This window comes from Mesorhizobium sp. P2_B5 (assembly GCF_056404775.1).
In genome coordinates this window covers 469,371-494,734 of record NZ_JBFUDJ010000004.1, presented here as the reverse complement: position 1 = coordinate 494,734, position 25,364 = coordinate 469,371, and the positions used below count along the sequence as shown (strand labels likewise).

The 25,364-nt window shown below is 62.9% G+C and carries 19 protein-coding genes; 7 read left to right on the top strand and 12 right to left on the bottom strand.

From position 1 onward, the window contains the following. Nucleotides 1–257 precede the first annotated feature (257 nt). Complete coding sequence (locus tag AC1D1N_RS17920) at nucleotides 258–2,477, bottom strand: mechanosensitive ion channel family protein (RefSeq protein ID WP_477350076.1); 2,220 nt, start codon at nucleotides 2,475–2,477, stop codon at nucleotides 258–260. 588 nt (nucleotides 2,478–3,065) lie between these two features. Here AC1D1N_RS17920 and AC1D1N_RS17915 point away from each other — a divergent pair. After that, a complete protein-coding gene (locus AC1D1N_RS17915; RefSeq protein WP_477350074.1) occupies nucleotides 3,066–4,193 on the top strand; it encodes a serine hydrolase domain-containing protein in 1,128 nt (375 codons plus the stop codon). A gap of 43 nt (nucleotides 4,194–4,236) precedes the next feature. Here the strand turns inward: AC1D1N_RS17915 and doeB are convergent, their stop codons facing one another. The 10 genes from doeB to ehuR all read right to left on the bottom strand — a co-directional run bounded on the left by doeB (nucleotide 4,237) and on the right by ehuR (nucleotide 14,152). After that, nucleotides 4,237–5,232 (bottom strand): N(2)-acetyl-L-2,4-diaminobutanoate deacetylase DoeB, encoded by a 996-nt coding sequence (gene doeB, locus AC1D1N_RS17910; RefSeq protein ID WP_477350072.1) that lies wholly within the window; start codon nucleotides 5,230–5,232, stop codon nucleotides 4,237–4,239. Between the two features lie 5 nt (nucleotides 5,233–5,237). Next, nucleotides 5,238–6,416 (bottom strand): ectoine hydrolase DoeA, encoded by a 1,179-nt coding sequence (gene doeA / locus AC1D1N_RS17905; protein WP_477350070.1) that lies wholly within the window; start codon nucleotides 6,414–6,416, stop codon nucleotides 5,238–5,240. Between the two features lie 39 nt (nucleotides 6,417–6,455). After that, complete coding sequence (locus AC1D1N_RS17900; RefSeq protein WP_477350068.1) at nucleotides 6,456–7,448, bottom strand: cyclodeaminase; 993 nt, start codon at nucleotides 7,446–7,448, stop codon at nucleotides 6,456–6,458. Next, the gene (gene eutB / locus AC1D1N_RS17895) at nucleotides 7,445–8,434 is read right to left on the bottom strand and encodes a hydroxyectoine utilization dehydratase EutB (protein ID WP_477350066.1); all 990 of its coding nucleotides are present in this window, start codon (nucleotides 8,432–8,434) and stop codon (nucleotides 7,445–7,447) included. The genes AC1D1N_RS17900 and eutB overlap by 4 nt, the downstream gene beginning before the upstream one ends. A gap of 184 nt (nucleotides 8,435–8,618) precedes the next feature. Then, entirely contained in the window at nucleotides 8,619–9,395 is a 777-nt protein-coding gene (gene eutA / locus AC1D1N_RS17890) for an ectoine utilization protein EutA (RefSeq protein ID WP_477350064.1), read from the bottom strand. 8 nt (nucleotides 9,396–9,403) lie between these two features. After that, complete coding sequence (ehuD, locus tag AC1D1N_RS17885; protein ID WP_477350062.1) at nucleotides 9,404–10,063, bottom strand: ectoine/hydroxyectoine ABC transporter permease subunit EhuD; 660 nt, start codon at nucleotides 10,061–10,063, stop codon at nucleotides 9,404–9,406. Then, on the bottom strand, nucleotides 10,063–10,722 hold the full coding sequence (gene ehuC / locus AC1D1N_RS17880) for an ectoine/hydroxyectoine ABC transporter permease subunit EhuC (RefSeq protein WP_181061064.1): 660 nt from the start codon (nucleotides 10,720–10,722) through the stop codon (nucleotides 10,063–10,065). Before ehuC ends, ehuD begins: the two co-directional genes overlap by 1 nt. A gap of 218 nt (nucleotides 10,723–10,940) precedes the next feature. After that, nucleotides 10,941–11,792, bottom strand: a complete 852-nt coding sequence (gene ehuB / locus AC1D1N_RS17875) for an ectoine/hydroxyectoine ABC transporter substrate-binding protein EhuB (RefSeq protein WP_352557105.1) — start codon at nucleotides 11,790–11,792, stop codon at nucleotides 10,941–10,943. Nucleotides 11,793–11,856: 64 nt separating this feature from the next. Beyond that, on the bottom strand, nucleotides 11,857–12,642 hold the full coding sequence (gene ehuA / locus AC1D1N_RS17870) for an ectoine/hydroxyectoine ABC transporter ATP-binding protein EhuA (RefSeq protein WP_210285109.1): 786 nt from the start codon (nucleotides 12,640–12,642) through the stop codon (nucleotides 11,857–11,859). A gap of 124 nt (nucleotides 12,643–12,766) precedes the next feature. Next, complete coding sequence (ehuR, locus tag AC1D1N_RS17865) at nucleotides 12,767–14,152, bottom strand: MocR-like ectoine utilization transcription factor EhuR (protein WP_477350059.1); 1,386 nt, start codon at nucleotides 14,150–14,152, stop codon at nucleotides 12,767–12,769. An 83-nt stretch (nucleotides 14,153–14,235) separates the two neighbouring features. Here ehuR and AC1D1N_RS17860 point away from each other — a divergent pair, with 83 nt between their 5' ends. The 5 genes from AC1D1N_RS17860 (at nucleotide 14,236) to AC1D1N_RS17840 (ending at nucleotide 19,581) form a co-directional block, all read left to right on the top strand. After that, on the top strand, nucleotides 14,236–14,727 hold the full coding sequence (locus tag AC1D1N_RS17860; protein ID WP_477350057.1) for an Lrp/AsnC family transcriptional regulator: 492 nt from the start codon (nucleotides 14,236–14,238) through the stop codon (nucleotides 14,725–14,727). A 130-nt stretch (nucleotides 14,728–14,857) separates the two neighbouring features. Beyond that, nucleotides 14,858–16,351, top strand: coding sequence for an NAD-dependent succinate-semialdehyde dehydrogenase (locus AC1D1N_RS17855; RefSeq protein WP_477350055.1), 1,494 nt, complete (start codon nucleotides 14,858–14,860; stop codon nucleotides 16,349–16,351). A 33-nt stretch (nucleotides 16,352–16,384) separates the two neighbouring features. Then, nucleotides 16,385–17,764, top strand: a complete 1,380-nt coding sequence (locus AC1D1N_RS17850; RefSeq protein WP_477350054.1) for an aminotransferase — start codon at nucleotides 16,385–16,387, stop codon at nucleotides 17,762–17,764. A gap of 8 nt (nucleotides 17,765–17,772) precedes the next feature. Continuing rightward, nucleotides 17,773–18,873: an alcohol dehydrogenase family protein gene (locus tag AC1D1N_RS17845; RefSeq protein WP_477350052.1), complete on the top strand. Its 1,101-nt coding sequence runs from the start codon at nucleotides 17,773–17,775 to the stop codon at nucleotides 18,871–18,873. Between the two features lie 102 nt (nucleotides 18,874–18,975). After that, complete coding sequence (locus tag AC1D1N_RS17840) at nucleotides 18,976–19,581, top strand: dihydrofolate reductase family protein (protein ID WP_477350050.1); 606 nt, start codon at nucleotides 18,976–18,978, stop codon at nucleotides 19,579–19,581. Nucleotides 19,582–19,781: 200 nt separating this feature from the next. Here the strand turns inward: AC1D1N_RS17840 and AC1D1N_RS17835 are convergent, their stop codons facing one another. Further along, entirely contained in the window at nucleotides 19,782–24,347 is a 4,566-nt protein-coding gene (locus AC1D1N_RS17835) for a putative Ig domain-containing protein (RefSeq protein WP_477350048.1), read from the bottom strand. 474 nt (nucleotides 24,348–24,821) lie between these two features. On the opposite strand from AC1D1N_RS17835, the gene AC1D1N_RS17830 reads away from it, so the two are divergent. Continuing rightward, the gene (locus AC1D1N_RS17830; protein ID WP_436258652.1) at nucleotides 24,822–25,352 is read left to right on the top strand and encodes a phage tail protein; all 531 of its coding nucleotides are present in this window, start codon (nucleotides 24,822–24,824) and stop codon (nucleotides 25,350–25,352) included. Nucleotides 25,353–25,364 lie beyond the last annotated feature (12 nt).

Below are 25,364 nucleotides of genomic sequence, written 5' to 3'. Positions count from 1 at the left end.
CCAACATTCCCCCTGCACGTTATTCCAAGGCGCTACGACCCAAGCACAATTGTCTACAAACTTACAATTTAGTGGACACTAAAACGCTGGATTCAAGCCACAAATTTACGCAATGTAGCAAAAATAGCACAAAGAATGCCCGGCCGCCCTCCGGTTAAGCGCTGCCGACCACGTGCGGCTATTTCCATGGTCTGCGACCCTGGAGCTGACGGCGCCCAGGTGGAAGGCCCGCCCTGTGACCGAGGAGCCCAGCTTTCCTACCCGGTTGTGCCAGCTTTCTTTCTGCGCCGATTGGTGTGCGACTGCGCGACGGCCATCTGCAACTCGGGTGTGATCTCCAACGGCGCATTCTCTGTCTCATGCGTGTTCTGCAGCCCTTGGATGTGGACCGTCGGAAATGGCAGTTCGATGCCTTGCTCCTTGAAGACCTGGCGCAGGCGCACATAGAATTTGCGTTTCATGCTGAAGGCGCCTCCGGGTCTGGTCATGGCTTTGACCCTCAATACGATGCCGTACTCGCCGAACTCCTGTACCCCCTGCATCTTGATCGGGTCGAGCACCCAGTTTTTGAACTCGGGATCTTCCGCCAGTTCGAGACCGATTCGCTTGATCAGCTTGCGAGCGAAGTCGATATCGGTGTCATAGCCGACGGTGATGTTGAATTTGTCGATAACCCAGTCACGGCTCTGGTTCTGGACTGCCCCGAGTTCACCGAACGGTATCGTGAACAGCGGACCACGATGGTGGCGCAGCTTCACTGATCGCAGCGAAAAGCTTTCCACGGTGCCCTTGTAATTGCCCGAGGAAATGTATTCGCCGACACGAAACGCGTCATCGAGCAGAAAAAACACGCCTGAAATAACGTCCTTGACGACGGTTTGTGCGCCAAAGCCCACGGCGACACCGACGACGCCCGCGCCGGCGATCAGCGGGCCGATCTGGATACCCATAGAGGCCAGCATCATCAGCACCGCCATCACGATGATCAATGCGAGCAGCATGTTCTGGAGGATCGGCAACAACGTCTGCAGCCGCGCCTGCTGCGGATCGAGGATAGGGATGTCTTCCTCGTTGATCACAGGGTGCGGTGCATCGATGCCCAGCTTTCGTTCGATCAACGCCTTGATAATCGACCAGCCGAAATCGGCTGCAAGCGCAATGACCACGACATTGATCAAGCCGCGCAATATGAATGTTGTCGTCGTATCGCTGTCGCGCATGGATTGCATGTTCAGGCCCCAGGCACGCGCGAGAAAGTAGGCCGCCGCCAGGATCAAAATCATCCTGATACCGCGATCGATGACGGCGATTGTCACCGCCGGGATCGTTGGCCGGCCGGCATCTTCCGAACCCGGCCGCAGAACGAAATTAACCCCGCGCTGCGTCAGCACGATTGCCAAAGGCAGGAAGAATGCAGCGAAGGTAAACCAGAAGTAGGTATAAAGGCCGGCGATGCGCTGCAGGAACAGAACGACGAAATAAGCAGTCAACAGCCATGTCGTTTCCGTGTGACCGCCATGGCGCGCACCGTCTCGCTGCGTTCTTGGCCGACGCCAAATGGCGAGCAGCAAGAGCACCAGCAACACGAAATCAGCGCCCAGTGACAGGACCATCATTCCGTCCTGATCGATGCCGAGACCCGGCAAGAGGATAAACGCGGCGCCGAAGAAGGCGAAGACCCCAACGATCCGGGGTAACCAATAGGCCCAGTGGTCAGCCGTCTCGTTGGTGATCGGCAAAGCACGAACTTCGACGGCGTTCTCGACCTCCATGAAGGACGGGACGAGCGTGGCCATGACGTACAGGCGTACACCCCATGTGACGACTGCCGCCATCAGAAATGTCAGCACAATCTCGCGGATAAGCATTGGCCAGTCGAACAGCATGAACGCGCCGGCGCTGCCCAGTGCGAACGAGACGAGCAGCATGTTGGAATAAAGCGCGCGACCGCCAATCTTCTTGGCTCGCCCGACGGGCGTATCCTTCGGTTGCGCGATAATCCAAAGACGAAATGGGCGGGTGACCTTGTACGTTGCCCAGGTGAGCGCCAGGCCGCCAGCGATGAACATCGCAATCAGGATCAAGACGCTGACGGGCCCCTTGCTGGACATGTCCTGCATGGTCTCGGCGCGAACGCGCGCGAACTGGCCTGGCAGCAGAGGCAAAGTCCGTACGATCCTTTCGATATGATGCCTGATCCGATCGAGCGTCGAGGATGCCATCGTATTCATCTGGCCCGGTGCGGCCACGGCGTCGGACGATCCGTCGGCCGGCGAAGCTCCCGTCTCGACAGGCTTTGACCCGGCGTCCTGATTTCGTTGTTCGGCCACCCAGGCCTTCACCGACGGATCATCGAGAAGCTCGAACAGCTGTTTGACCCTTTCAGGCGGGACGGTCGCCGGCGCCTGCGCCTGCGCCTGACCAGCCAACAAAAGGGCGATCCCGAGGACGAACGACCTGGCAATCAGGACAAACATCGCCGCCAGGTCTCCGAGACGCCGTGCCGGGCGTGCCAGAGTCTTGGCTCCAAATCGTCGATTCATGAGTGGCATCGTGCGGTAACCTTCCGGTCAAATCGGCGAGCAAAGACAGCTAGGTCCGTCGTTGCTCTTACCTTGAACAAGCCGATGTTGTGGTGCAAGTCTCATCGTTCCTGGCTAGTCCGTTGGGCAGGACTCCCTGGCGACCGGCAAGGCATTTGTCTGTCCCTTATGTCGGAAGGACTTTCCAGTTCAGAATTAAGGATATCGTATATCCACAAGGATGTACAATATCCTCAATAACGAGCTGACCGTGACAGGATGGAAGGGCGCCTACGACATCCTCACCAAGGAAGGCCACACCGTCAGCGTCGTCCAGAACCCGACCGTATCTCCAAGGAAGACGCGCTCGTCACCCGCCGTGCGATCGATGCATGGGTGGCAAGATCGTGTTGGCAGGCACGCCACTGCCCTCGGGACTGACTGCGGCACGATGTCTCTGTGCTGGCCGCCAGAGCTTGGTTGCCAATCCAGGGGCAGCCACTGAAACTGCATTGAGTTGAGGAACCGAATGAGAAGTCGCGCATGAACATCGAGGGTACCTGCGATCCAAGCTTTGCCGCTGTGCGCGACGCGTTTGCCACGGGTTTCGCGCAAGGGCTGGAGCATGGCGGCGGCGTGTCGGTTGTGGTCCACGGCAGGACAGTCGTTGATCTGTGGGGCGGTCATGCCGATGCCGCGCGCGCTCGTCCGTGGCGGGAAGACACGCTGGTCAATGTCTGGTCTTGCACCAAGGGCGTCGTGGCCTTGGCCATCGCCATGCTGGTGGAGCGCGGCAAGCTCGATTACGCCGCCCCCGTTGCGCGCTATTGGCCGGAATTCGCGGCCGGCGGCAAGGAGCGCATCACGCTCGATCAGATGATGTCGCATCAGGCCGGGCTGAACGGTCTCGCCGTGCCGATGGACGAGGCAGGACTGTTGGCGTGGACGCCTTTTGTCGATGCCCTTGCCGCCATGTCACCCCTGTGGGAGCCGGGCAGCCGCTGCATCTATCACGCCCTTACCTACGGCCACCTTGCCGGCGAAGTGCTGCGTCGCGTCGACGGACGCAGCGTGGGCCGCTTCATCGCGGAAGAGATCGCAGGCCCGCTTGGCGCTGATTTTCATGTCGGTCTCCCGGCCAGCGAGGATCTCAGGGTCGCCGAGATGATTGAAGGTCCAAAGGCTTCCGACTGGGTAGAGTTTGTCCGCGCCTCGCCATTTCCCCACGCAGGCGAGAATCCCACACCCCGGGCATCGGCGCCCAACGACCGCGCCTGGCGCGCCGCCGAGGTGCCGGGCGGCAATGGCCAGTCGTCGGCACACGCACTGGCACGCATCTACGGCATGATGGCGGCCGGCGGCGTTTGGGAGGGCAAGCCTCTGATCGGTCCTACCGCGGTCGAAGAAGCAGCAAGACCTCGCATTCGCGGCATGGACGACAGCTTCGCGTTGCCGACCGCCTTTGCCGCCGGCTATCAGATGGAGGATTCCACCTACGCCAGCCGCGCGTCGCCGCAAACGTTCGGCCATAGCGGCTGGGGCGGCGCCATCGGCTTTGCCGATCCCGCCGCCGGTGTCGGGTTCGGCTATGTCACTAACCGTATGCTCGGTTTCGACGACCTCGATCCACGCCGCAAAGCTTTGATCGACGCCGTTTACGACGCGCTCTGATGTAAGCACACACGCTGGTCATTGATTTCGCTGGCTCCGAACATCAGGAGACCAGAGCGCCAACCACCGCGGCACAGTCACCGGCTTTGACCAGGCCTGGAAAATGCCGCGCCGCCAGCATGCCGGACATTTTTGCCCTGATTTCCTGCGGCGCGATGCCGGTGCGGCCGGTGGAGTGGATACGCGCCAGCACCGCGCCTTCTTTCACGGGCTCGCCGAGATCGACCATGGTTTCGATCATCCCGTCATCCTCGGCGAAGGAGAAGCAATCGCCCGACGGCATGTCCAGCCATTGAGTCGTGCCTGTCTCGACCGCACCCTCAACAATGCCGGCATGGCGCAGCACATTGCTGATGCCGCGCCGCGCGATCCGCACCGTTTGCGCACGCGAGGTGCCGCCGCCACCAAGCTCGGTACTGACGAAGACCTTACCCATCTCCTCCGCCGCCGTGTCGTACATGCCGACGGAATCGATCTCGATCATGCGCATCGAGAACGGTGCCGAGAATGCTGCGACCGCGTCGAAGGCTTTCTGCTCCAGCGCCTTGTCGGACAAAGTGTGGGCGGCGCAGAACGGCACGAAGTCCAGCGTCCTGCCGCCGGAGTGGAAGTCGAAGACGAGGTCGGCGCGGGGCAGCAATTCGCGTTGAAAGTAGTCGGCGATCTTTTCCGTCACCGTGCCGTCCGGCCTTCCCGGGAAACTGCGGTTCATATTGCCCTTGTCGATCGGCGACGTGCGGGTGCCGGCGCGGAAGGCCGGATAATTCATCGCCGGCACGATGATCACCGTGCCGGAGACGTCTTTCGGGTCAAGCGTGCGGGCGAGGTCGTAGAGCGCCAACGGCCCCTCATACTCGTCGCCATGATTGCCGCCGGTGAGCAGGGCAGTCGGCCCCTTGCCGCTGCGGATGACGCAGATCGGGATCATCACCGAGCCCCACGCGGAGTCGTCGCGACTGTAGGGCAAGCGCAGGAAACCATGTTGCACGCCATCCTTGTCGAAATCGACGGTCGGGGCGATCGGGGATGGGCGGGACATCGTTTTCAATTCTTCACCACCAGTTTGCGCGGCACATTGGCCAAGCACTCTACACCGGTTTCGGTGATCAGGATGGATTCGGTGATCTCCAGTCCCATCGTCTCCAGCCAGAGGCCGGTCATGAAATGGAAGGTCATGCCGGGCTTGAGTTCGGTGCGATCGCCAGGGCGCAGGCTCATGGTGCGTTCGCCCCAGTCCGGCGGATAAGACAGGCCGATCGGATAACCCGTGCGGTTGTCCTTGACGATTCCGTATTTCTTCAAGACGGCGAAGAAGGCGTTGGCGATGTCCTCGCAGGTGTTGCCGGGTTTGGCCGCTGCAAGCCCCGCCTCCATGCCTTCCAGCGTCGCCTTTTCGGCGTCGAGAAATTCCTGCGTCGGCTTGCCTAGAAAGACGGTGCGCGACAGCGGGCAGTGATAGCGGTTGTAGCAGCCGGCGATCTCGAAGAAAGTGCCTTCGCCGGACTTCATCGGCTTGTCGTCCCAGGTCAGATGCGGTGCCGAAGCGTCGCCGCCGGACGGCAACAGCGGCACGATTGCCGGATAGTCGCCGCCGATCCCATCGACGCCGCGCGTGCCGGCATCATAGATCTCGGCGACAAGGTCGCATTTGCGCATGCCGACCTCGATCTTGTCGACAATGCGCTGGTGCATGGCTTCGACGATGCGGGCCGCCTTGCGCATATAATCGATCTCGGTCGCGCTCTTCACCGCGCGCTGCCAGTTGACCAAAGCTGTGGCATCGACAAAGCGGGCATTGGGAAGGTGTTTCTGCAGCGAAGCGAAGGCGGCGGCCGAGAACCAGTAATTGTCCATCTCGACGCCGATGGTCAGCTTGCCCCAGCCGCGATCCGCAAGCACGCTGGACAAAAAATCCATGGGGTGGCGCTCGGTCGACTGGACATAGTGGTCGGCGTAGCCGACGACGTTTTCATGCGCGAGATAGGCTGTGCGCTTGGCGCCGTTGGCGTCCTGGCCGCGGCCGTACCAGACCGGCTCCCCCGACGGCGGCACGATGACCGCCTGATGTACGTAGAACGACCAGCCATCATAGCCGGTCAGCCAGGCCATGTTGGAGGGGTCGCTGACGATCAGGAGGTCGACGCCCTTCGCCTCCATGGCTTGCCGTGTCTTGGCGAGGCGTTCCGCAAATTCGCCGCGCGAGAATTTCAGGTTCGGTTGCATTGTTCTTGGGTCCTCGTTTGTTGGGCCTCGCAGCCAGCATCAGCTTTCGAAAATCGTTCCTGACTTGGCCGCACGTGCGCGGTCGCGGGCGAATGTTGCAATCGCCGTGTCCTGCACGCCGGTGCCGGTGAGGTCGGCGATGGTGATGTCGCTGGCTGAGCCCCTTCCATGACGTTCGCCGGCTATGATCTGGCCGAGTTCGGTGACCTCGGCATCAGCGCTCATCACGCCCGATGCGATGGCGTGATGGAGTTCGCCGAGAAGCCGCGTTTGCTTCACGCTGTCGGCGACATAGAGATCGGCCATGCGCAGGATCGCCGGCGCGATCTCGTTCTTTTGCTCGGCGTCCGAGCCCATGGCGGTGATGTGCTGGCCGGCAACGACAAAGCCGGCCTTGATCAGCGGCTCGGTCGACGGCGTGGTGGTGACGATGATGTCGGCGCCGCCAACAGCCTTTGCCGCGTCCGGTTCGGCGCGCACGAGGATGCCGAGTTTTTCGCGCAGCGCGCTTGCCGTCGCCTCCGCCTTGACGGCATCGCGCGCCCAGATGCGCGCCTCGGCTATCGGCCGCACCAGCATGAGCGCTTCGAGCTGCAGTCCGGCCTGCACGCCGGCGCCGAAGATCGCGGCAACAGACGAATCCGGCCGCGATAAATGCTTCGCCGCGACCGCCCCGGCAGCGGCGGTACGTATGTCGGTGAGATAGCCATTGTCGAGCAGCAGCGCTTCGACCACGCCGGTTCTTGCCGAGAGCAGCACCATCATGCCGCCCCCGCTGGGCAGACCGAGTTTCGGATTGTCGAAGAAGCCGGAACTTATCTTGACGGCGAAGCCATCTATGCCAGGCACATAGGCCGACTTCACATCGACCTCGCCGCGATGCTCGTAAATATCCAGCCGCAGGATCGGCGGCATCGCGACAGGCAGCGTGGCAAGCGCACGGAAAGCGTTTTCGACGCAGGCAACAGCATCGAGATCGAGCGTCACGATTGTGCGCAGTTCTTTCTCGGTGAGGATCGTCATCCGGCTCATGCCGCGGGCTCCGCAATGGCGTCACTGCAGATGATCTTGCGATGCGTGTTCATATCGATGTTGCGACCGGACAGCAGAACCACGACCGGCCCGTCCACTCTGACCTTGCCGGCGAGCAGCGCGGCGATGCCGACCGCGCCGGCGCCTTCGACGATCTCGCGTTCCTGTTCGTAGGCATGGCGGATGCCGGCGGCGATCTCGTCCTCGCTAAGCAGAACCACGTCGTCGAGCAGGTCGCGGCACATGGCGAAGGTCAGCCGGTTGTTGAGGCCGATGCCGCCGCCGAGCGAATCCGCCAGGGTCGGCAACTCCTCAACCTCGACCGGGCGGCCGGCATCGAGGCTGGCCTTCATCGCCGCCCCGCGCGCCATCGAGACGCCGATCACTTTTGTGTCGGAGCTGACTCCCTTGACGGCGGCGGCGATGCCCGAGGCCAGGCCACCGCCGGAGAGCTGCACCAGAACGAGAGCGGCGTCCGGAACCTGCTCGATCATCTCCAGGCCGAGCGTGCCTTGCCCGGCGATGATGGCGGGATGGTCGAAGGGCGGTAGCATCACCAACCCTTCTTGCGCCACCAGCCGCTCGACCTCTTTCTGCGCTTCATCCTGACTGTTGCCGACGATACGGACATCCGCGCCAAGACGGCGGATTTCGTCGAGCTTGTTTCCAGGCACCAGCCGCGACATGCAGATCACCGCGTGCATGCCTTCGAGCTTTGCCGCATGGGCAAGCGCACGACCATGATTGCCGGTCGACGACGCGACCACACCGCGCGCCTTCTCTTCAGCGCTCAGCGAAGCGACGGCGTTCGAGGCGCCGCGCAGTTTGAAGCTTCCGGTGGTCTGGCGATGTTCGAGTTTGAGGTGGACGGGGACGCCGAAGCGTCCCGACAGGCTGTGGGACAATACGGTTGGGGTGCGCACAACCTTGTTGGCGATACGCTCACGGGCGGCATGGATGTCCGTTAGGGTGACGGCGCGCGTCATGGGGCGACCCCCTCTGGCCTGCCGGCCATCTCCCTCTCAAGGGGGAAGATCGGCAGCCTCAGCGTTGCCGCTCTTCCTGCAACGTCGATGATTGGCGAAGGCGTGGCAGCAGCTAATCTCCCACCTTGAGGGGGAGATGGCCGGCAGGCCAGAAGGGGTCGCTCGTGAATGCGGGACATATTTCTTACTGTCCCAGCGGCAGCATCATCAGGCGACCAAACTCAGGGCGCGGTGTCCCGTCGCCGCAAAGCCGCAAGCAATTCCAGGCGCTGGCCTGATTGCTGGTCACGACAGGACGGCCGATCGCCTCTTCCATGCCGGGAACCGCGAGCGCACCGCGCAGCGCGGTGCAGGACACGAACAGCGCATCGGCTTCAGCGTGCGTCGCCTCGCGCGCCAGTTCGACAATGGATGCCGGCGCAATGCGCGCCATCTCGCGGTCATCCTCGAAACCGAGGCAAGTGAAGCTGAGGATCTCGAAACCCCGCGCCGCAAAATAGGCGGCCATCGGCCTAGAGGTCTCGACGGTGTAAGGGGTGAGGATGCTGATCTTCTTCGCGCCCAAAGCCTTCAGCCCGCGCACGCCGGCGATCGGCGGTGTGACGACGGGAATGCCTGATTTGGCGGACTGGATTGCCGCCTCGATCTCGGCGTCGCCGATCACCACCGAGGCCGAGGTGCAGGAGTAGCAGATAGCGTCGAGGTTCTCGTCGGGCAGGATAAGAGCCGCGCCTGCCGCCAGCTCCGGCTGCATCTTGCGAAGGTTTTCCGGCGTGGTCGGGTTCTTGTAGGGAATGCGCGCGACATAGACGCCGATCCGCTCGCTCGCCACCATGCGGCGGAAGTCCGGCTCGCTGGTGTGGTCGGTGGCAAGGATGATCAGGCCGACGCGCTTTTCCAGCGGGCGCGCATCGAGCGCCGGCCTTGCCGGCATCAGCCTGATTTCGGGCAGCGGTTTCATCTTGAGAATTACCTTTCGATCTTGCCGTAGCGATGTTCCAGCCAGCGCAGCAGCACGACCGAAAAGAGGCTGATGACGAGGAAGAAAGCGCCGACCAGCGTGATCGGTTCGATGTAGCGATAATAGGTGTTGGCGACGCTCTTGGCCTGGTTCATCAGCTCCAGCACGGTGATCGCCGACAGCAGCGGCGTCTCCTTGAACATGGCGATGAAATAATTGGCCAGCGCGGGGATCATCGGCGGGATCGCCTGCGGAATGATGATGTTGGTCCAGGTCTGCGTGGCGCTCAGATTGCAGGCCTTGGCGGCTTCCCACTGGCCGCGCGGCACGTTGTCGATGCCTGCGCGGTAGACCTCCGCAGTGTAGGTGCCATAGTGCAGACCAAGCCCGATGACACCGGCGACCAGCGGCGGCAACAGGATGCCGAAATCCGGCAGCACGTAGAAGATGAAATAGAGCTGCACCAGAAGCGGCGTGCCGCGGATGAATTCAGCCGCCCAGCCGACGGTGCGTGACAGAACCTTGTTGGGCGAGCGCCGCGCCAACGCGATGCCCAGACCCACGATAGCAGCCAGCACGGAGCCGAGCAGCGTCGCCAGGATGGTGATCTTCATGCCCTGGATCAGCGTCGGCATGATCTCCCAGACAAAGTTCCAATCCCACTCCATCAGACGCGCACCCCATCGAGGCCACGCGCCATGCGGCGTTCCAGAGAACGCACGCCCCAGGAAATGATCAGCGCCAGCGCGAAATAGATGATCAGGATGGTGGTGAACGGCACCAGCGTGTTGCCAGTTTGCGAGCGCACGACCTGCGCCTGAAAAGTGAGATCGGCGAGCGAAATCAGCGACACCACGGAAGTCGCCTTCAGCAATTCGATGGCGTTGTTGCCGAAGGTCGGCAGCATGATCAGCAGCGCCTGCGGCAGGATAACGTGGCGCATGCCTTGCCAGCGGCCGAGATTGAGCGCGATGCAGGCCTCATATTGTTCGCGACCGACCGACTGGATGGCGCCGCGTACCACTTCCGCCGCATAGGCGCCGACATTGAGGCCCAGCGCCAGCACGCCGGCCTGCAGCGGGGTCAGCTCGAGGCCGATCAAGGGCAACACGAAATAGGCAAAGAACAGCTGCACGAAGATCGAGGTGCCGCGGAAGAATTCGATATAGACGGTTGCCAGCCAGCGCAGCGCAAAGAAGCGCGACACGCGCCCCATGCCGGCAAGGAAGGCCATGATCAGCGCAAGCACCGACCCCATCAGCGTCAGCTCGATGGTGACAAGCGCTCCCTGCAATATCAGGCCGAGATAGCCGGACCACTGGGTCATCTAGGGTTCCAACGGTTGATCATGGTTCCTTCTCCCCGTTTATGGGGGGTGAGGAGCGGCCCGCGTAGCGGACGAAAAGCCAATTGCTTTGCTTTTCGAGCGACGAAAGCCGGCAGGCAGATGAGGGGCAGAGCCAGCTTCTCAAGGGAAAGCGCCGCCCCTCTCCGTCACTTCGTGACACCTTCTCCCCGTAAACGGGGAGAAGGCAAAGAGGCGCGCTATTTCGCGGCGCAGAGCTTGTCTCGGCTCGTTGACATCGCTGCTGCCGCCGAGAAGCCGTAGGGCTCGATGATTTTGGCGAAGTCGCCGGATTTCTTCAGCTTGGCCAGTTCGACATCGAAGGCATCGCGCAATGCCTCATCGCCCTTCTTGAAGGCGGCGCCGTCGCAATAGACCGGCGCACCCTGCACAGGCGCAATGACTTCGAGGTTCGGGTCGGCAGCCTTCTTGACGAGGTCGTTGATCGACAGAACGGGCAGCGAGTAGGCATCTATGCGGCCGTCCTGCAGCATCTTCAGGCCGCTCTGGCCGTCGGGCACGACGATGACGCGCTCGCGCGGCACGCCGGCGTTGAGCGCCAGCTTCTCTTCGGTGCCGCCGCCCGGCGCGCCGATTGTGGCTGACGTGTCCTTGGCGACATCCTCGTAGCTCTTGAAGCCCTTCGGATTGCCCTTCTTCACCAGCATCGCCTCGGCGTCGCACAGCACCGGTTCCGAATAGACGACCGCCGCGCAGCGCTCCGGCTTCATGAACAGGCCGGCGGTGACGACGTCGAAGCGGCCGGCCTGCAGTCCGGGGATCATGGCGCCATACTCTGAGATCGACGCGACGATGTCGCCAACGCCGAGACGCTTGAAGATCTCGCGGGCCACGTCGGGCGCCGCGCCCGAAACCTTGCCGTCGGCGGCGACCGCCGTATAGGGCGGCTCGTTGGCGATCGCGACTCGGGCAAAGCCCTGCGCCTTCAGCTGCTCGAGCTTACTGTCATCGGCCGAACCGGTGCTTGAAGCCGCGAGTACCGCCGTCAGTGCGAGACCGGCGACGCCGGCCAGAATGCCAAGTTTCTTCATTGTTCCCAACTCCTTGTTTGTCTTCTTGGATTTGTCTGGGGCGGTCTTCCGCCCCGCAAAGCGGTCAGACACGATGTCCGGCCGCGATGATCTTCTTCAGGAAGCCTTGTGTGCGCTCCTGCTTGGGATGGCGGAAAATCTCGTCGGGCTTGCCTTCCTCGACGATCCTGCCGCGGTCGAAAAACAGCACGCGGTCGGCGAAGTCGTGGGCAAAGCCCATCTCGTGGGTGACGAGCAGCATGGTCATGTCGGTCTCGGCGGCAAGCTTGCGCATGACGTTGAGCACCTCTTCGACCAGCTCCGGATCGAGCGCCGACGTCACCTCGTCGAACAGCATGATCTTTGGCGACAGCGCCAGCGCACGCGCAATCGCCACGCGCTGCTTCTGACCCCCGGACAATTGCGCCGGCATCGACTTCGCCTTGTCGGCCATGCCGACCATGTCGAGCAGTTCCATTGCCCGCTTTTCGGCAGCGGCGCGCGGCGTGCCCTTGGTCAGCATCGGCGCCAGGGTGACATTGTCCATGACGCATTTGTGCGGAAAGAGATTGAACAGCTGGAAGACCATGCCGATCTTCTGGCGCATCTTGGTCAAATGCCGCTCGTCGGCGGGCAGCAGCTGGCCATTGCGCTCCATGTGATAGAGCTGCTCGCCATCGATCTGGATATGGCCGCCGTCGATCTTCTCAAGTGTCATCAGGATGCGCAGGATCGTCGTCTTGCCCGAGCCGGACGGGCCGATCAGCGCCAGCTTCTCGCCCGGCATGACCTGCATCGACAGGCCGTCGAGCACCTTGAACGAGCCGAAGCTCTTCGAAATGGCGTCGACCTTGATGATGGGTGTGGACAAATGAATTTCCCCTGCTGGAGAAGCCTGTGCCCTTAACGATGCGGAAGGCGCCAAATCATGTCAATTGGGAAAATAATATCATGACAATATTTCCGCGACCGCACAATTTCAGGGCAATTTCCGCTCAGATTGCGAGCAGCAGGTGCTCCGGATCGCCAAGCAGCAGCTTGGTGACAACGCCGAGGCCGGCGCGCAGTTCCCCTTCGGTGGTCGAGCCCAGCGAAATGCGCACCGCCGGATGCCAGGGCGCGTCCGAGATGCGGAAGGACATGCCGGGCGCGATCGCGACGCCCTGGAGGCGAGCCTGGGCGACAAAGCTCTCCTCGGCGCGGTCGGCCGGCAATTGCAGCCAGATATGCAGCCCGTCGCGCCGGGCGCGGTAGTCGACCCCGGCCAGCACTTCGGCCGCGATGTCCTGGCGCCGCCGCAAGGCCGCGCGCTGCCAGCGCACGAGCTCCATCGCCGTACCGTCAGTGACCCATTTGGTGGCGATCTCGGCCACCAGCGGCGTCGCCATCCAGTTGGACACCAGGTGCCGGTTGGCCACAGCCGCGACGTAGCGGTCGGGCGCGGCGAGATAGCCGATGCGCAGGCCAGGCACGGTGATCTTGGTGAAGGACGTCACGTAAAGCGTGCGCTCCGGCGCAAAGGCGGCGACCGGCGGCGGCCGGTCCTCAACCAGCGGACCCAGCACATCGTTCTCGATGATGGCGATGTCATGCTTGCGCGCGACCGCGGCAATCTCTTCGCGCCGACGCGCATCCATCAGCGTCGCCGTCGGGTTGATCACCGAAGGCTGCACGAACACCGCGCGGATATCGGACAGACGGCAGGCCTCGTCGAGCGCTTCCGGGATCAGGCCGTTGCCGTCGATCGGCAGGCCTTCGAGGTTGAAACCGAGATAACGCGCCAGCGGCACCAGCGTGTGGTGGCCGATGGCTTCGGTGGCGACGGTCGAGCCCGGCGGCGCCACGCTCATCAACGCTACCGTCATCCCCGCGGTGGCGCCGTTGGTGAGACTGATATTCTGCGCGGAAATGTCGAGCCCGCACAGTCTCAGCCAGTCCACCGCCACCGCGCGGTGGCGCGGAAATACCATGTTGGGCCGGAACGACAGCGCCGAACTCGACGGCAGGTTTTCGGCCAGCCAGCCCAGCGCCTGCTTCAGCCGCTCCAGATGCATCGGCTCGCAGACCGGCTTCAGGATCGAGAGGTCGATGACTTCGCCGAGGCGCTCCGGCAGATAGGGCGGCTCTGGCTCGCGGCGCTGCGTCTGGACAAAGCTGCCGCGGCCGATCTCGCCTGAAATCAGGCCGCGCCGGATCAGTTCCTCATAGGCGCGGCTGACCGTCTGCACCGACAGTTTCAAATCGTCGGCCAGCCTTCGATGCGTCGGCAGCCGCGCGCCATTGGCGAGGCGCCCGTCATGGATGGCGCGCGCGAACTGGTCGGCCAGCGATTGATAGGCTGGCCGGCGAAGGAGCGCCGGGTCGGGTTGCCACAATGTCATGACTTATTAGAGATCGAAATCAGTGCAATTGACAATCGAAATAATGCGCCATCATGGTGACGCCGACAAAAAAGTGGACGCCGATGACATCAGCCAAACTCGACGCGATCGACCTCAAGATCCTCGATGCCATCCAGCGCGACGGACGCATCACCAAGCTGGCGCTGGCCGAACAGGTCGGCCTGTCGCCTACGCCGTGCTGGATGCGGTTGCGCAAGCTGGAGAAGGCCGGGATCGTCTCGGGCTATCACGCCAGGATCGCCATGCGCGTCGTGGCGCCGGTCGCCACCGTGCTGATGGAGGTGACGCTGGCCAGCCACCGCCAGGCCGATTTCGACCGCTTCGAACGCGTCATCCGCGACATCCCCGAGATCATTGCCTGCTGGTCGGTGGGCGGCGGAGTCGACTATATGGTGAAGGTGATGGCGCGCGACATCGACGCTTATCAGCGGCTGGTCGATGGCTTGCTCGAGCGCGAGATCGGCATCGACCGCTACTTCACCTACATCGTCACCAAGACGGTGAAGGAAGAGGCGGTGCTTCCGATAGCTGACCTACTACCGGCGTCGGCATAGGGCCGGAGAGATTGTCTGCCAGCGCAGCGCAATAGAGAGAGTCTCTCTCTTTCAATGCATCGAAACAGCCTCTCTGTCTGCTCATGACGGATAGGCTTCCCGCATCAGTCCGAACCGGGAGGCCTCGACCATGTCCGCGCATTTTGCTCGCTCACATCGCCATGAAGCGCTCGACCGGCTCATCGACCGCCGGCTGCTGCGCGAACTCGCCTATGTCGACGGGCATTGGACGGCAAGCGAGGCGGCGGAAAGTTTCGAGGTCACCGATCCGGCCACCGGTGCGACTGTCGCTTTCGTCGCGGCGCTCGATGCGCGGCAAACGACAAAAGCAATCGATGCCGCCGCGCGCGCCTTTCCAGCCTGGCGCTCCCTGTTGCCGCAGGAGCGCTCGAAAATTCTGCGAAAATGGTTCGAACTGATCATCGCCGCGAAAGACGATCTTGCTCTGCTGATGACACTGGAACAGGGCAAGCCGCTGCAGGAATCGCTCGGCGAAATCGACTACGCCGCGTCCTTCGTTGAGTGGTATGCCGAAGAAGCAAAGCGCCTCAATGCCGAGAGCGTCGCCAGCCATCTGCCGAACGCGGAAATGATGGTGCGACGCGAGCCGCTTGGTGTTGTCGGCGTCGTCACGCCGTGGAATTTTCCGTCCGCCATGCTGACCCGCAAGGCGGCGGCCGCCCTTGCCGCCGGCTGCACCATCGTCGCACACCCATCCTCGGAAACGCCGCTGTCGGCGCTGGCGCTGGCTGAACTCGGCGAGCGTGCCGGCCTGCCTTCCGGTGTCTTCAACGTTATCACCGGCAAGGCCGCGACTGTCGTCGGCCGCATGTGCGAGGATACACGCGTCCGCGCCATGAGCTTCACCGGCTCGACGGAGATCGGCAGGCTGATCGCGGCGCAAAGTGCGCCGACGATGAAGCGGCTGGTGTTGGAGCTTGGCGGCCATGCGCCGCTGATCGTGTTTGCGGACGCCGATCTCGACAAGGCGGTGAACATCGCCATCGACGCCAAATTCGCCACATCGGGCCAGGACTGCCTTGCCGCCAACCGCATCTACGTCCAGCGCCCGATCTACGATCGTTTCTGCGCCGCCTTTGCCAGGCGCATCGAGGCGCTGCGGACCGGCAATGGGCTTGCCGACGGCACCGACATCGGGCCGCTGATGCATGAGCGCGCCGTCATCAAGGTCGAGGAACAGGTTGCCGATGCCATAGCTCATGGCGCGCGCTGCCTCACCGGTGGCAAGCGGCATCACGCCGGGCCGTTGTTCTACCAGCCGACGCTGCTGGCCGATGTCACTGACGAGGCGCTGATCATGCGCGAGGAGACTTTTGGCCCGGTCGCCGCCGTCACGCCTTTCGATAGCGAGGACGAGGTCATCGCCCGCGCCAACGCCACCGAATACGGCCTCGTCGCCTATGTCGTCACCGAGAACGGCGGCCGCCAGCAGCGCATCGGCCGCGCGCTCGATTACGGCATGGTCGCCGTCAATCGCGTCAAGATCACCGGCGCGCCGATACCCTTTGGCGGCGTCAAGCAATCCGGCATCGGCCGTGAGGGCTCACGCCACGGGCTGGAGGCTTTCACCGATCTGAAATATCTCTGCCTGGACGTCGCATAAGTCCGTCTGGCCATCCCTTAAGGAGTCAAAAAAATGCTCGACCAGTCCAACGAACTCAACGCCTGGGATCGCGACCACTTTTTCCATCCCTCGACCCATATGGGCACGCATGCGCGCGGTGAATCGCCGACGCGCATCATGGCCGGTGGTGAAGGCGTCACCGTCTGGGACAACAATGGCAAGAAGAGCATCGATGCCTTTGCCGGCCTCTATTGCGTCAATGTCGGCTACGGCCGCCAGAAGATCGCCGATGCCATCGCCACCCAGGCGAAGAACCTCGCCTACTACCACGCCTATGTCGGTCACGGCACCGAGGCCTCGATCACACTGGCCAAGATGATCATCGACCGCGCACCGAAGGGCATGAGCCGCGTCTATTTCGGCCTGTCGGGTTCGGACGCCAACGAAACCAACATCAAGCTGATCTGGTACTACAACAATGTGCTGGGGCGGACGGAGAAGAAGAAGATCATCTCGCGCTGGCGCGGCTATCACGGCTCGGGCGTGATGACGGGGTCGCTGACCGGGCTCGACCTCTTCCACAACGCCTTCGACCTGCCGCGCGCGCCGGTGCTGCACACCGAGGCGCCCTACTATTTCCGCCGCGCCGACCGTTCGATGAGCGAGGAGCAGTTCTCGCAGCATTGCGCCGACAAGCTCGAGGAGATGATCCTTGCCGAAGGCCCCGAGACCGTCGCTGCCTTCATCGGCGAGCCGATCCTCGGCACTGGCGGCATCGTGCAGCCGCCCGCCGGCTACTGGGAAAAGATCCAGGCCGTGCTGAAGAAGTATGACGTGCTGCTGGTCGCCGACGAGGTGGTGACGGGCTTCGGTCGTCTCGGCACAATGTTCGGCTCCGACCATTATGGCATCAAGCCGGACCTGATCACCATCGCCAAAGGCCTGACCTCGGCCTATGCGCCACTGTCCGGCGTCATCGTCGCCGACAAGATGTGGCAGGTGCTGGTGCAGGGTTCCGACAAGCTCGGCTCGCTCGGCCATGGCTGGACCTATGCGGCGCATCCGATCTGCGTTGCCGCAGGCGTCGCCAATCTCGAACTGATCGACGAGATGGACCTTGTGACAAACGCCCGCGAGACCGGCGCCTATTTCCGCGCCGAACTCGCCAAGGCCGTCGGCGGCCACAAACATGTCGGCGACGTACGCGGCGACGGCATGCTGGCGGCGGTCGAGTTCGTCGCCGACAAGGACGACCGGGTGTTCTTCGATGCTTCGCTCAAGATCGGGCCGCAGGTAGCGACGGCACTTGCCGCCAGTGGCGTCCTCGGTCGCGCTATGCCGCAGGGCGACATTCTCGGCTTCGCGCCGCCGCTCTGCCTGACCCGTGAGGAAGCCGACATCGTCGTGTCGAAGGCCGCCGATGCGGTCAACAGCGTGTTTGCCAATCTCTGAGATCGACCATGAATGCCATGACCAAGACCCTTCCCGCCACCATGGCCGCCGTGCTGCTCACCGGGCACGGCGGACCGGAAAAACTCGTCTACCGCACCGATGTGAAGGTGCCTGTGCCCGGCCCGGGTGAAGTGCTGGTCAAGGTCAGCGCTTGCGGCATGAACAACACCGATGTCTGGGTGCGCCAGGGCGCCTATGGCACGGAGGAAGATGCTGCCGCCGTGTCGACCTGGCGGCGGCAAGGCAACACACTTGTTTTCCCGCGCATCCAGGGCACCGACACGGTCGGCATTGTTGCGGCCGTCGGTGAAGGCGTCTCGCCGGACCGTATCGGCGAACGGGTGATGGTCGATTTCTCCATCTACAACCGCTACGACGATTCACTCGCCGACATCGACTATATGGGCCACGGTCGCGACGGCGGGTACGCCGAATACCAGACGGTGCCGGCTGAGAATGCACATGTCGTCGACACCGAGATGAGCGACATCGAACTCGCCACCTTCTGCTGCGCCTACCTCACCGGTGAGCAGATGCTGGAGCGCGCCGCACTCAAGGCCGGTGAGCGCGTGCTGGTCACCGGCGCTTCGGGCGGCGTCGGCTCGGGCATCGTGCAACTGGCGCGAGCACGCGGCGCCGTACCCTATGCTGTCGTCGGCAAGGGCAAGGAACAGGCGGTGCGCGACATCGGCGCCGAGGCCATCATCACCCGCGGCGTCGCCGACTTGCCTGCCGCGGTGACTGAGGCGACCGGCGGCCAGCCGATCGACGTGGTCGCCGATCTCGTCGGCGGCGCGATCTTCAACGACTTGTTGCGCATTCTCCGACCCGAAGGCCGCTACACCACAGCCGGCGCGATCGCCGGGCCGGTGGTGCAGCTCGATCTCAGGACCATGTATCTCAAGCAGCTGCAACTGCACGGATCGAGCCAGGGCACGCGCGCCGATTTCCGCCGCATCGTCCGCTACATCGAGGCGAAGAAAATCCGGCCGCTGGTTGGCGGTGTCTACAGGCTGTCCGATTTCCACAAAGCGCAGGCCGACTTCATCGCCAAGGATTTTGTCGGCAAGCTGGTGGTCGTGCCGGACGCCATATGGATCAATGGCTGACCTGGCAGGACGGGCTTTCGTGCGGTTAGAAAATCATCGTGAGCTGTCGGGGTTTGTCGATCCGCGCCGTCCTTGGGTTAGCATTACCCCAAGGAGGAAGCCGTGAGAGACCTGATCTTGAAGATGTCGATATCGATTGACGGCTTCGTGAGTGATCTGGATGGCGCGAACAAATGGATGTTCGGCAGCGATCAGGACGCGAAAGCCTGGTCTGTCGAAACCGTAGGGAACGCCAGCCTGCACATTATGGGCAGTCGCACCTTCCGTAGCATGGCCGCTTACTGGCCGACCTCCACCGATATGTTCGCGCCGCCGATGAACCGGATCCCCAAGGCTGTCTTCTCACGACAGGGGCCGGCGGTCCTGACGAACAAGTCGACAGCGTCCAATGATGCCCAGTCTGCGGAGCTGCAGCCCGGCGCAGGGAGTTGGGCTCAGGCCTATGTGGCAAGCGGTGACCTGGCGGAGGAAATCGCGACGCTGAAAGCTCAAGGAGGCAAGCCGATCATCGCCTATGGTGGAGCGAGCTTTGCCCGCAGCCTCGTCGCCCGGGGACTGGTCGACCAGTTCATTCTGCTGGTGCATCCCGTGGCGCTGGGCAAAGGCCAGCCGTTGTTTTCCGAACTCGCCGCGCCAATGCGTCTTGAGCGGATGAGCTCGAAGGCCTTTCCGGGAGGCGCGGTGGCACAGATCTATCGCGCGACGTGAGCGACGCCAATGTCGGTATAGTCGCGCAGATGCACCTTGTCGTAGCCGCCGGTAGACGTGATCGCCGGGTGCTCTCGCCCGCATGCACCATCGGCAGCGGGATGCGTTTTTTCACAACGCCGGTTCCAAAAAGCGAAACCCACGCGGTTGTCAGGCCGCGAGGTGAAAAACAGGATGCGCGATATTGTTTCAGGCGAAGGTCAGAACGTCTTGCCCAGATTGACCATGAACCCGTTGTCGGTATCGCCGTCGCTGCCGAACAGGCCGCGATATTCCAGCCGCATGTTGAAGTCCTGCACCGTCTGCAAATTCACCCCAAGGCCGAGCATGAAGCGGTCCTTGCCGAGCCCGTCGATCGACGTGTGATAGATCGGCCCGCCGAACATGTCTGCGTAGTTCATGGTGATCGCGCTGTCGCCCTGGAAGTCGTGCTGGTATTCCAGCCTCACCTGTGGCGAAACCACGCCGAACTCGGCGGCGAACCTGTAGGCGAGCGTCAGGCCGAGATTGCCCGTCGTGGTGCTGATGTCCTGCTCGCCATAATGCAGGGCCGAGGACGGATCACCACTTTCGGTGAAGGCATCCAGCGTCGCCTTCGCCACGTCGAGACGCGCATAGGGCGAAATCTGCCACTCCTGGATCTCGAACTTCTTGCCGGCCGACACCGAGGCGAACCACTGGCCACCGTCACGCTCGCCGTTGGCAAAGCCGCCGCCGGATGTCAGATAACGCTTCGAGTCGAACGACAGCCACTGATATCCGACCAGACCGTCGATGAAGTAGTCCTGGCCGGGATGATAGCTGGCATAGAGTCCCGCTGTGTAGGCCTTACCGGTGCTGCGGCTGCCATTGTCACCAATGTCGCTGACATCGCGGCCGTAACCCATGCCCAGACCGATCGCGAAAGCGCGGCTGAAGCGATAGTCGACGCCGGCGCTGAGGCCCGTGGTCTCGAACTTGTAGCCGTCATCGCCGTCACGCTCGCCGATATTGATCGAGCCGCCGGTCCAGATGGTCACCTTGCTGTGGCCGAAGCTGCCGGTACCGAAGCCGCCGGGTGTGCCCGATGTGGTCGTGTCGTCGAGGGACGATTTGAACGGCCAGTCCGGGTCGGACGCCTTGCTGCGACCGCAGTCTGGTCCTTTTGCCGCTTGTTCGGCTTCGCCGCAGGTGCTGTCGAAGGAGAGCACGATGCCCTGGACGAAGGCCAGACCATCCGTGGGCTCCTGGCCATTGTCGCTGTCATGCAGGCCCTCCAGGCGCTGCTGGAAGTTGCCGATCTGCGAGGTTGCAAAACGGCGCGTCGCGGCGGTCTCGGCGTTGAGGATACCCATGACCTCGCTGTCCAGCGTCGGATCGGGACGCTCGACGACCTGGATGGTGATCGCCGTCACCGCCGACGTCGCATAGGCATTGGTCAGGGTGAAGGTCACCGTGGCCGTGCCCTGGTAGGTTGCCGTCGGCGTGAACGTCATCTGGAACCCGTTCAGCACAGTCGTTCCCGATGAAGGAGGCGGCACCGAAACCAGGGCCGCACTGGTAAACGGTCCGCCGACCGCATCCTTTGTCAGGTCGACGACCACAGCCTTGCCGGACGATGTCGTGACATTTTGCGCGACAGGGACGGGGATGGGCCTGACGTTGATCGTGACGGTGGCAGGCGCCGAGGTTCCGCCAGGTCCGGTCGCTGTGTACGTCAGTGAGTCCGATCCGTTAAAGGACGCTCCCGGCGTGTAGACGATGTCGATGCCGCTGACAGACGCGGTGCCGTGCGCGGGCGCGGTGGCAATCGCCACCGAGGTGATGGTCCCGGTATCGTTGTCCGTGACGTGGATGGTCACGGGCTGACCTTCAAGCGTCTCAGCCGTCTCCGGGTTGGCAACCGGCGGGTTGTTGCCGATCACCAGCGTGTAATTTGCCGTGCCGGTGAAACCGAAACTGTCGGTCGCCGTGGCGGTGATGGCGAACGAGCCGAACTCTGCCGGCGTGCCCGAAAGCACGCCCGCTGAGGAGAGCGTTATTCCGGCCGGTGGGGTGCCGGTCAGCGCGTAGGTATAAGGGCCGGTGCCGCCGCTGGCCGTGAGCGTCTGGCTGTAGGCAACGCCGTATTGGCCTGCAGGCAAGGTGGCTGGTGCCAGTGTGATGGTCGGCGCTGCGATAATCAGCGTATAGGGCCGGGACCCGGTCGCCGCAGTACCCGTCGTGCTGTCGGTCGCCGTCACGGTGAAGGAGAAGGAGCCGGCAACGGTCGGCGTGCCTGCGAGCGTATCTCCCGTGAGCGTTATGCCTGCGGGCAATGAACCCGAGGTTACTGCAAAGCTGTAAGGGCTATTGCCGCCGCTCGCCGACAGCGGCTGGCTGTAGGCGGTTCCGGCCACACCGCCCGGAAGGCTGGCGGGCGACACCGTCAGGCCGGGCACCAGGACCTGCAGGCTGTAGCTCTGGGTGCCCGTCTGACCATTGGCATCTTGCGCCTGAACCGTGATCGGAAATGTGCCGGACTGCGTCGGCGTCCCCGAAAGAACGCCCGCCGTAGTGAGCGACATGCCATTCGGCAGCGGACCGGAAGATACAGTGAAGCTGTAGGGACCAACGCCGCCGGAACCGACAAGGGAGACTGGCGTGTAGGCAGCCCCCGCGGTCGCATCCGCCAGCGAGGCCGGAGCGATCGTGATGGTCGGTGCGCCAACCTGCAAGACGTAGTTTTGCGTTCTGGCAAACGGTGCGCCGGCACCGGTGCTGCTGTCCGTTGCCTTGACCGAGAAGGTGAACAGGCCGGTCGCAGTAGGTGTTCCCGAGAGCAGCCCGGTCGCAGGATCGAGCGCGAGGCCCGCTGGAAGCGCGCCGGCGCTGACGGTGTAGGCATAGGGCGCCGTGCCACCGGACGCCGAGAACTGCTGACTGTAGGCCGCGCCATAGGCGGCACTAAGCGTTCCCGCCGCCGGCGTCATGGAAAGCGTTGGCGCAGCGACAGTGAGCGTGAAGGGCTGCGCAATCGCGAACGGGCCATTTCCGGTGCTGCTATCATTGCCCGTGACGTTGAGGGCGAAGCTGCCGGCTTCTGTCGGCGTTCCGGAAACGGTCACGCTGTTGGCTGTCGTCCCCGTGGCGGAAAGGCCCGCCGGCAAGCCGCTTACCGACAGTGTGTACGGCGCAGCACCACCGGATGCGGTGAAAGTCTGCGTGTAGGCCACGCCAACCTGCGCGGTCAAAGCCCCGGATGCCGCGACGACGACCGTCGGATTGCTGACCGTGATGGTGACCGTCGCTGGCGCGGACGTTCCGGCCGTATTCGTTGCCGTGTAGGTGAACGAGTCGGGACCGGCGTAACCGGCGGTGGGTGTGTAGCTTATCGATGTGCCGCTGGCCGTGGCCGTGCCGTGGGTGGCCGCTGTGCCAACTGCAACCGACGTCGGCGTGCCGCCTGTGATGTTGAGCGTGATCGGATTGGCGCTGCTGTCATAGGCAACCGTGGCCGACACCGGGTTGGCAACCGGCGGAATGTTGACGATGGTGAGCGTGTAGGCCTGCGGCGCACTCGAATAGGGTCCCGTGCCCGTGCTGCTGTCAGTCGCGGTTACAGAGAAATTGTAAGTTCCCTCTGCGGTCGGCGTTCCCGAAAACGCACCCGCGCCGGACAGCGCCACGCCCGGCGGCAGGGCTCCGGCTGTCACCGCATATGTGTAGGGCGAAGTGCCTCCGGTCGCCGGGTTGAGGACCGCCGAATAGGCCGCGCCAAGCGTGCCATCTGCCAATGTCGTTGCCGGCAAGCTGATGGTCGGCGCGGCAACCGTCAGCGTATAGGCCTGTGTGCCGCTGAACGGTCCGGGCCCGGCGCTGCTATCGGTTGCCTGGACGGTGAAATTGAATGTGCCGCCGGCGGTTGGCGTGCCGGAAAGCAAGCCTGTATTCGTGTTCAAACTTAGCCCGGAGGGAAGCGCCCCCGCGCTGATCGTGAATGTATAGGGGCCTGTGCCGCCGCTGGCGGAAATCGTCGCGCTGTAGGGCGATGCAACCGTGGCGCCAGGCACGGTTGGCGGAGCCACAGTGATGGTCGGAGCGGCATTGATGACGACGGTTATGTCCTGGGTAACGAACCAGACACCGCCGGTCGAGATCGTTGTGCTGTCCTGCGACTTGACCTTGAATGTGACGGTGCCCTGAGCGCTCGGCGTTCCGGAAATCAGGCCGCTGGAAGACAAGCTCAGTCCAGCCGGCAGTGGGCCAATCTCGACACTGTAAGTATAGGGCGCGGTGCCGCCGCTGGTGCTGAGTTGCTGGCTGTATGCAAAGCCTACGGCACCTGCGGGCGGGCTGGTCGGCGAAACGACCAGGGTGGGTCCTGGGACAATGAAGCTGTAGCTTTTGTCGGTCGTCAAAGGCGTGCCGGCCGTGGAATCCACCACATGCACGGTGTAGTTGTAAGGGCCTGAGCCCGTCGGCGTGCCGGAAATCCTGCCGTTGGACGCAAGGCTGAGCCCCGGCGGCAAGCTGCCGCCGCCCGGCGTATAGGTATAGGGCGCCACGCCGCCGCTAGAGGAAAGTGTCTGGTCGTAGAAAACGCCGACTGCCGGCGTTGGCAGGCTTGCGGGGCTGACGGTGATGGGCGAGGTGGCAGGCTGGACGGTTATATTGACCGTGACGACACCGGCGGAGGCATCTTCAAAGGTGAAACTGTCCGACAGGGCGCCGTCGCCATTGTTGACATAAGTCAGGAGACCGGCTGACGGGTTGTCGATGGTGACATGGCCGTGTGCGGGCTGCACCACCTGGCTCTGTGGGTTTGTTCCGAAAGGATCGCATGACGACGCGTCGATCTGGTGAGAGCCGCCAGATGCCACGGTAAACGTTATCGGGGCGGGGCAGCCTAGGGATGGCGCAGCCTGTGCCTCGGATGGCGCCAAGGCAGCCATGCCAACAAACGCAAGCATGGCAACCCACAGCAGGAACCCGCTGGCAAACGCATCCGAACGCCCGGCGCAATACTTTACAGTCCGACCCAATGCATGCCCCCAGTGGCGCCAATCGATACGCTTTAGTGTCGAAACGAAAAATATCGACCGATCAAATCTTTAGCTGACGCAGAATCCGAGTGCGATCATCCCCATCGGATTCGAAGGCAAAGTAAATCATACAGTCTTCACCATGTCTACCATGTAGAAAAACTCCACTTGCAGAATCCACGGTTTATGAGCAATGATGAATTCAAGGAACTTTCTGCACAATATTAGGGGGAGCTAATGGCCGAATATTTCCTCGGGCAGATCATGATGACGGGGTTCGGATTCGCGCCAAAGGGCTTCGCCTTTTGCAATGGCTCGATAATCGCCATCGCTCAGAACCAGGCCCTGTTCTCGCTGCTCGGCACCACCTATGGCGGCAATGGCACAACGACCTTCGCCCTGCCCAACCTGCAAAGCCGCACCCCGGTCGGCTTTGGCCCATCCGCCGATCCGAACTGGAACCCGTCAGCCTATCAGTGGGGTGAAACCGGCGGCGTTGAAAACGTCACGCTGCTGTCTCAGCAACTGCCGGCCCACAACCATGTGGGCAACGCAACCACTGCAGCGGGTGCGGCGCGCAATCCCAGCGGTGCGCTCTATGGCACCACCACGAATGCCATCTATGCCGCGCCGAATGGCCGCGTGGTTCCCTTGGCGGCTCCGACCGTCACCTATGTCGGCGGCAACCAATCACACTCGAACGTACAGCCCTACGAGACCATCAACTACAACATAGCGATGACCGGGATATTCCCATCGCGCAGTTGATGCCTGCGAGCC

What these genes read in the sequence shown, in the direction of transcription:
- AC1D1N_RS17920 (WP_477350076.1), bottom strand. Translation starts at nt 2,477, where the DNA reads ATGTTTGTCCTGATTGCCAGGTCGTTCGTCCTCGGGATCGCCCTTTTG.
- AC1D1N_RS17915 (WP_477350074.1), top strand. Translation starts at nt 3,066, where the DNA reads ATGAACATCGAGGGTACCTGCGATCCAAGCTTTGCCGCTGTGCGCGAC.
- doeB (WP_477350072.1), bottom strand. Translation starts at nt 5,232, where the DNA reads ATGTCCCGCCCATCCCCGATCGCCCCGACCGTCGATTTCGACAAGGAT.
- doeA (WP_477350070.1), bottom strand. Translation starts at nt 6,416, where the DNA reads ATGCAACCGAACCTGAAATTCTCGCGCGGCGAATTTGCGGAACGCCTC.
- AC1D1N_RS17900 (WP_477350068.1), bottom strand. Translation starts at nt 7,448, where the DNA reads ATGAGCCGGATGACGATCCTCACCGAGAAAGAACTGCGCACAATCGTG.
- eutB (WP_477350066.1), bottom strand. Translation starts at nt 8,434, where the DNA reads ATGACGCGCGCCGTCACCCTAACGGACATCCATGCCGCCCGTGAGCGT.
- eutA (WP_477350064.1), bottom strand. Translation starts at nt 9,395, where the DNA reads ATGAAACCGCTGCCCGAAATCAGGCTGATGCCGGCAAGGCCGGCGCTC.
- ehuD (WP_477350062.1), bottom strand. Translation starts at nt 10,063, where the DNA reads ATGGAGTGGGATTGGAACTTTGTCTGGGAGATCATGCCGACGCTGATC.
- ehuC (WP_181061064.1), bottom strand. Translation starts at nt 10,722, where the DNA reads ATGACCCAGTGGTCCGGCTATCTCGGCCTGATATTGCAGGGAGCGCTT.
- ehuB (WP_352557105.1), bottom strand. Translation starts at nt 11,792, where the DNA reads ATGAAGAAACTTGGCATTCTGGCCGGCGTCGCCGGTCTCGCACTGACG.
- ehuR (WP_477350059.1), bottom strand. Translation starts at nt 14,152, where the DNA reads ATGACATTGTGGCAACCCGACCCGGCGCTCCTTCGCCGGCCAGCCTAT.
- AC1D1N_RS17860 (WP_477350057.1), top strand. Translation starts at nt 14,236, where the DNA reads ATGACATCAGCCAAACTCGACGCGATCGACCTCAAGATCCTCGATGCC.
- AC1D1N_RS17855 (WP_477350055.1), top strand. Translation starts at nt 14,858, where the DNA reads ATGTCCGCGCATTTTGCTCGCTCACATCGCCATGAAGCGCTCGACCGG.
- AC1D1N_RS17850 (WP_477350054.1), top strand. Translation starts at nt 16,385, where the DNA reads ATGCTCGACCAGTCCAACGAACTCAACGCCTGGGATCGCGACCACTTT.
- AC1D1N_RS17845 (WP_477350052.1), top strand. Translation starts at nt 17,773, where the DNA reads ATGAATGCCATGACCAAGACCCTTCCCGCCACCATGGCCGCCGTGCTG.
- AC1D1N_RS17830 (WP_436258652.1), top strand. Translation starts at nt 24,822, where the DNA reads ATGGCCGAATATTTCCTCGGGCAGATCATGATGACGGGGTTCGGATTC.